A 5,326-nucleotide genomic window follows, 5' to 3' on the forward strand; every position below is an offset into this window, starting at 1 on the left:
GGAGGAATTCAACCTAAAGGGATAAGTTAGAAGTAGTTTTATCCTTCTGCCCTCTCTCTTGGTGAGCGTTCCCTTGCGCCTGACGGCGGCGCGGGGTCTCACCGCTGCCCTCTGCCCTCTGCCTTCAAGGGCGAAGCCCCGTTAAATAATATTTACAACAGATCATGGTGGTAGGGGCGAATGACCATTCGCCCCTACAGAATCTCCTTGTCTCGGTTACTATTTGAGTTTAAAGATCATCACAGATAGGGCTGGTACTGTAATCTCTAGAGCATAGGGCCAAGCAGAAGATTCCCATTGTTTGGTTTCTAGTTTGGGATTGAGGCAACCGCTACCTCCATATTTTTGATCATCGGTATTTAAAAGCTCTGCGTAAGTTCCTGGTTGGTTTACTCCCAACCAATAATTGTGGTAGACATTGGGCTTGAAGTTACAAACCATGGTCAAAACATCATCAGAATTTTTGTCCTTTCTCACATAGGTAATCATCCCCCGAGCTGCATCATGACAATCAATCCATTGGAAACCATTATTCGTAAAGTCATCACTATAGAGTGCAGGTTCAGCATGGTAAATCTGATGCAAATCTTTGACTAGCTGATGAATTTGTTGATGGGGTTCGGACTCCAGGAGCCACCAGTCTAAATCAGCACCAACATTCCATTCTCGGATCTGACCAAATTCCATACCCATAAAAAGAGTTTTCTTGCCGGGATGGGTAAACATATAAGCAAACAGCGATCGCAAATTGGCCTTTTTCTGCCAATCATCACCAGACATTTTGCCCCAGAGATGCCCCTTGCCATGAACGACCTCATCATGGGAAAGGGCTAGCATAAACTTTTCCGAGAAGGCATACCACAGACTAAAAGTTAACTGGCCGTGAACATTGGAACGTTCTTGGGGATGAACTTGCAAATAGCTCAAAGTATCATTCATCCAGCCCATATTCCACTTGAAATTGAACCCTAAACCGTCCTCATCGACGGGATAGGAGACTCTGCCCCAGGCAGTGGATTCTTCTGCGATCGAAAGCGCACCGGGATACTCTTGAAAAATTGCTTCGTTTAATTGACGGAGAAAGGAAACAGCTTCTAGGTTTTCTCGACCACCATACATATTGGGAATCCATTCTTCACGGGCATAGTCAAGGTAAAGCATCGAAGCAACTGCATCAACTCTAATACCATCAATATGATATTTTTCAAACCAAAATAGGGCACTAGCAATCAGAAAATTACGCACTTCATTGCGCTCATAATTGAATACTAAAGTTCCCCATTCTTTATGCTCTCCTTTGCGCCAATCTGCATATTCGTAAAGAGCTGTTCCATCAAAAAAAGCTAATCCATGGGCATCTTTGGGAAAATGTCCGGGCACCCAGTCAACCAAAACTCCAATATTTTCCTGGTGACAGCGATCTATAAAATACATTAGGTCTTGCGGGCTGCCATAGCGAGAGGTCGGCGCATAGTAACCCACTACTTGGTAACCCCAAGAACCATCAAAGGGATGCTCGGTAATGGGCAATAATTCGATATGGGTATAGCCGATTTCCTTAACGTAGGGGATTAATTTGTCTGCTAGTTCTCGATAGGTCAAAAAGCGTGCACCAGGCTTATTTTCCACAGGGACAGCTTGACCTTTTTCGGGAGGAGTTTCTAGGCTGGTATGCAACCAAGAACCAAGATGGACTTCATAAACAGAAATGGGTTGTTCATGGGGATTACTTGTGCGACGTTTTTCGAGCCAGGATTGATCCTGCCAGGTGTAGTCCAAATCGGCCACAATTGATGCAGTAGCCGGTCGCAACTCCTGCTGATAACCATAGGGATCGGTTTTAAACTGGCGATCGCCAAAAGAATTTTTGACGGCATATTTATACTTTTCCCCTAATTTGAGATTGGGGACAAAGGTTTCCCAAATTCCCATCGGGTTTCTGATCATGACACATTGATGTTCATCCCAGTTATTAAAATCTCCTACTAATCCGACTTCCTGAGCATTGGGCGCCCAAACAGCAAAATAGACCCCAGATGTTCCATCTCTTTCGGTCAGATGAGAACCTAGTTTGTCATAAATTTGATAATGTTTCCCTTCCCCAAATAGGTGACAATCGAAATCGGTCAACCAATCAGTTTGTTTTACTTCTGTCATTGCTAAAAAAAATTATTATTATGTTTTTTGATTGTTTAAGAATTATGCCAACTATGACAGGGGAATTCCGCTTTCTACAAACAGCTGAGTTAGGTCCTTACTCCTCAATTTTTCTTGTCCTAAAATTGCTAGACAATGTTTGGCAAACTCGTCATCTTGTCTAATTTTGTCCACCAGGAAATCTTTCACAGAACTCTCAGTGATTCCCTTGGGAGCATACAGGTTTGCCACGTCTTCAGAGGAGCGAATCAGATCTAGCTCCTGTTTTTGGACTTCATCTTCATAAACTACTTCTTTACTCATCCATTCCCATTCAACCCGCTGAATCCAGAGTTTTTCCCCTGCATAAATCGAATTGATATTAAGTGTGAGGTCGTCAGTCAAGTACCAGTAGGTTTGGGGGTCGTCATACATATTCCCGTACAAACTGTTGGGTAAAGTGACGTGGTTGCCCGAAAAATTGCGAATATTGGCGTTAGCATTTTCCGTGGTTCGATAAGCTAATTTTAGCCTTAGATAAAGCCCTTCTTTCTCATATTTATCTTTGCGTGGGAGAAGATGATGGAAGCTGATCGCAGCGCCTGCTTCAAAGACTTCAATTAAACCTTGCCCATGATCTAAATACCAGTTATCGCCATGAATAGCAGCCTCCCCAGCCCAAGCGATGCCGCTTTGCCCCAGAATATCGCTCTCTTCGGCAAAATAGGGGCGTGGCATTACAGTTTTGCGGACACGGGGAAAAAATTCTCTTTTAAATTCCATTGACCACCTTATTTGATGAATAATTTATTTTAAGATTAATTACATTTCTTAATATAGTGTCATATGTAATCTTTTAGGGGATATCTGTCAAGCAAATAGTTCAAGCTACACTTGTTATAAATTGAGTTATCGAAAAAATAAGTGTATGATGGTAAGTCGCGGGATAACGAGTTGATGCTGTCTAATAATATATTTTACTGGTAATTAACTTTCTAGCATAACTATTCGTAAAAACAAAAAATGGAGGATGATCTTTAATGACCCAAGTGGTTGTAGGACAAAATGAAAATATAGAGTCTGCATTACGTCGCTTTAAACGACAGGTATCAAAGGCAGGTATTTTTGCTGATATTAAACGCCGTCGTCACTACGAAACGCCGATTGAAAAGCGTAAGCGCAAAGCAATTGCTCGTCGGAAGAAGCGTTATCGTTAAGCAACTAGTAACGATAAATTAAGGCTTTAAAAGAAATATAAAATAAGAAATAGGGAATGAGAAAACTTTCTTGCTCCCTATTTTTTTTGTTTCAAACAATTACTGTTAATTGTTAGTTAATTGCTAGCCTGATTGTCTGCTAACTTAGGATGATGGAGAAAGGGCAGGTCTACTAGCTCTCCCGAAAAGCCCCCTATCTCTACAGATAGGCCGACTCCTCCAGCTTTTGTGCGCACATAAGCTAAAGCAAATGGCTTCTGATTTGCGATCGCAAAACTCGTTAAGACTCCCACTTTTTTATCTTCTAGGGTAATCGGTGTCCCCATAGCTAAAGAATCTTCTGTCATTGCCTGAAGATCAGAGTCGGCAAATTTGACACCCCATAATTTTTGCTTGACCCCATTATAGGTATTGAGTCGAGCAATGGTTTCCTGTCCTATGTAACAGCCTTTTTCAAAAGAAATGGTCTGCCATAATCCAGCTTCTAAAGGATTATAATCTTCGGTTAATTCTTTATCTGGGGCTGGTCTGCCTTGTAATATTCTTAATTCTTCCCATTCGCGATCGCCAATTTCTCTCACCTGCTGCGCTGTGATCAAGTCACGAATTTTGGCTGCTTGCTCTCTAGGGACAATAATATTGTAACCAGGCAAGGCCAGATCACTGCCGACCCCTAGGCGAACTGTCGTCCCATCAAGGGAAATAAGTTGATGATTGTAGGGCTTGAGTTCTGGTAAATTATTTACTCCTAACTCAGATAAAATGCGATCGCTATCAGTCCCGATTAGAGTTAGTAAAGCATAGTCGGAAGAAACATCTGTAACTTCAACCCGATCAAAAGGGAAAATAAATTTGTCTAGCCATTCCAATAAATATTTACGGCGATTCGGCGCGACAATAGCTAATACCGCATCCTCTGTGACATAGGTCGTTGCCAAATCAATAGTCCTTGCGGTGGGAGTGACAAACACCGTTTCGCAACCCCCTCCGGGCTGGAGAGAATTAAAATCGTTAGTGCTTTGATTATGAAGATAATTTAACCGATCTTCTCCTGTTATTTGTAACAATCCCCAATTAGAGCGATCGCAAATCACTACTTCTTGATAATTCATTTTCAATTTTCAATTTTCCCCCATTCGAGGACACGCAATTTTCAATTGTTCAAAGACTTGCCTTACCGATTGTTGAGCTTTTGCTTCAACCAGATGCCAATCAATCTCTCCTGTCTCATCTAACAGCCGCTCATCAATAGACAATTCGGAACTAGTCTGATCATCGGCAGGAACAAGATCTTGCAAAGTTGGCCTATAGTTGGTGCCAACAACCTGATAACAAAGTTGCCAAATATCAACTTCGATCGAGATATCATCTTTGGTCAAACATAAAAGATAACCAGGAATCGGATGGGTGACATCTTTAAAATCCCCCTGCCATGGGGAAGTTTCTAGCTGCTTACGAATATTATCCAAAATGCGGATGAATGCTGGCTGCATCAATATTTGAGCTTTATCCCAAGCCGGTCTGGTTTTAAATTGGGGCTTCATCTAATCAAAAATTATTTCTTGATACCTACTGATTGTAAAACGGCTTGGTTACGACCTTGCTATTTTGCTTCGTATTAATCTTCAAGGGGGAGAGAGCTAGACCTATTTTATTAGTTTATTTTATCCCCCCTAATCAGCCTAGAGCTGTTTCAATATAGATAAAACATGAGTAATAGGGACTTAGGGAAATAGGGAATTGGGGAAATAGAAAAATAGAGATGAATTAGCTTATTTTTGCCACAATTTAGTCTTGCCTTTCGCGGGTTTTTATTCGGGTTTACCAACTTAAATGAGGAATAACTCGTTGATTGGAAAAAATCTTGTTCAACAAATTTCGTTAAACTACCGACTATTTGTCGGAATTTTTCCCTAAATCCCGATATCCCCATCTCCCCATCTATCTTTTTTGAGAATGAAACAGCCCTACCC

5 protein-coding genes are annotated in these 5,326 nt (G+C 41.5%); 1 reads left to right on the forward strand and 4 read right to left on the reverse strand.

Annotated features, from left to right (window positions below; translation table 11 throughout):
* Nucleotides 1–219: 219 nt before the first annotated feature.
* Both glgB and XEN7305_RS00450 read right to left on the reverse strand, forming a co-directional pair.
* Entirely contained in the window at nucleotides 220–2,157 is a 1,938-nt protein-coding gene (gene glgB / locus XEN7305_RS00445; RefSeq protein ID WP_006507323.1) for a 1,4-alpha-glucan branching protein GlgB, read from the reverse strand.
* Nucleotides 2,158–2,208: 51 nt separating this feature from the next.
* Nucleotides 2,209–2,919 (reverse strand): hypothetical protein, encoded by a 711-nt coding sequence (locus tag XEN7305_RS00450; RefSeq protein ID WP_006507324.1) that lies wholly within the window; start codon nucleotides 2,917–2,919, stop codon nucleotides 2,209–2,211.
* A 257-nt stretch (nucleotides 2,920–3,176) separates the two neighbouring features.
* Here XEN7305_RS00450 and rpsU point away from each other — a divergent pair, with 257 nt between their 5' ends.
* Nucleotides 3,177–3,353: a 30S ribosomal protein S21 gene (gene rpsU, locus XEN7305_RS00455; RefSeq protein WP_006507325.1), complete on the forward strand. Its 177-nt coding sequence runs from the start codon at nucleotides 3,177–3,179 to the stop codon at nucleotides 3,351–3,353.
* A 116-nt stretch (nucleotides 3,354–3,469) separates the two neighbouring features.
* Here the strand turns inward: rpsU and XEN7305_RS00460 are convergent, their stop codons facing one another.
* Entirely contained in the window at nucleotides 3,470–4,465 is a 996-nt protein-coding gene (locus XEN7305_RS00460) for a folate-binding protein YgfZ (protein ID WP_006507326.1), read from the reverse strand.
* A gap of 9 nt (nucleotides 4,466–4,474) precedes the next feature.
* A complete protein-coding gene (locus XEN7305_RS00465) occupies nucleotides 4,475–4,897 on the reverse strand; it encodes a hypothetical protein (RefSeq protein WP_006507327.1) in 423 nt (140 codons plus the stop codon).
* Between the last annotated feature and the right edge of the window lie 429 nt (nucleotides 4,898–5,326).

Source organism: Xenococcus sp. PCC 7305, from assembly GCF_000332055.1.
GTDB lineage: Bacteria > Cyanobacteriota > Cyanobacteriia > Cyanobacteriales > Xenococcaceae > Xenococcus.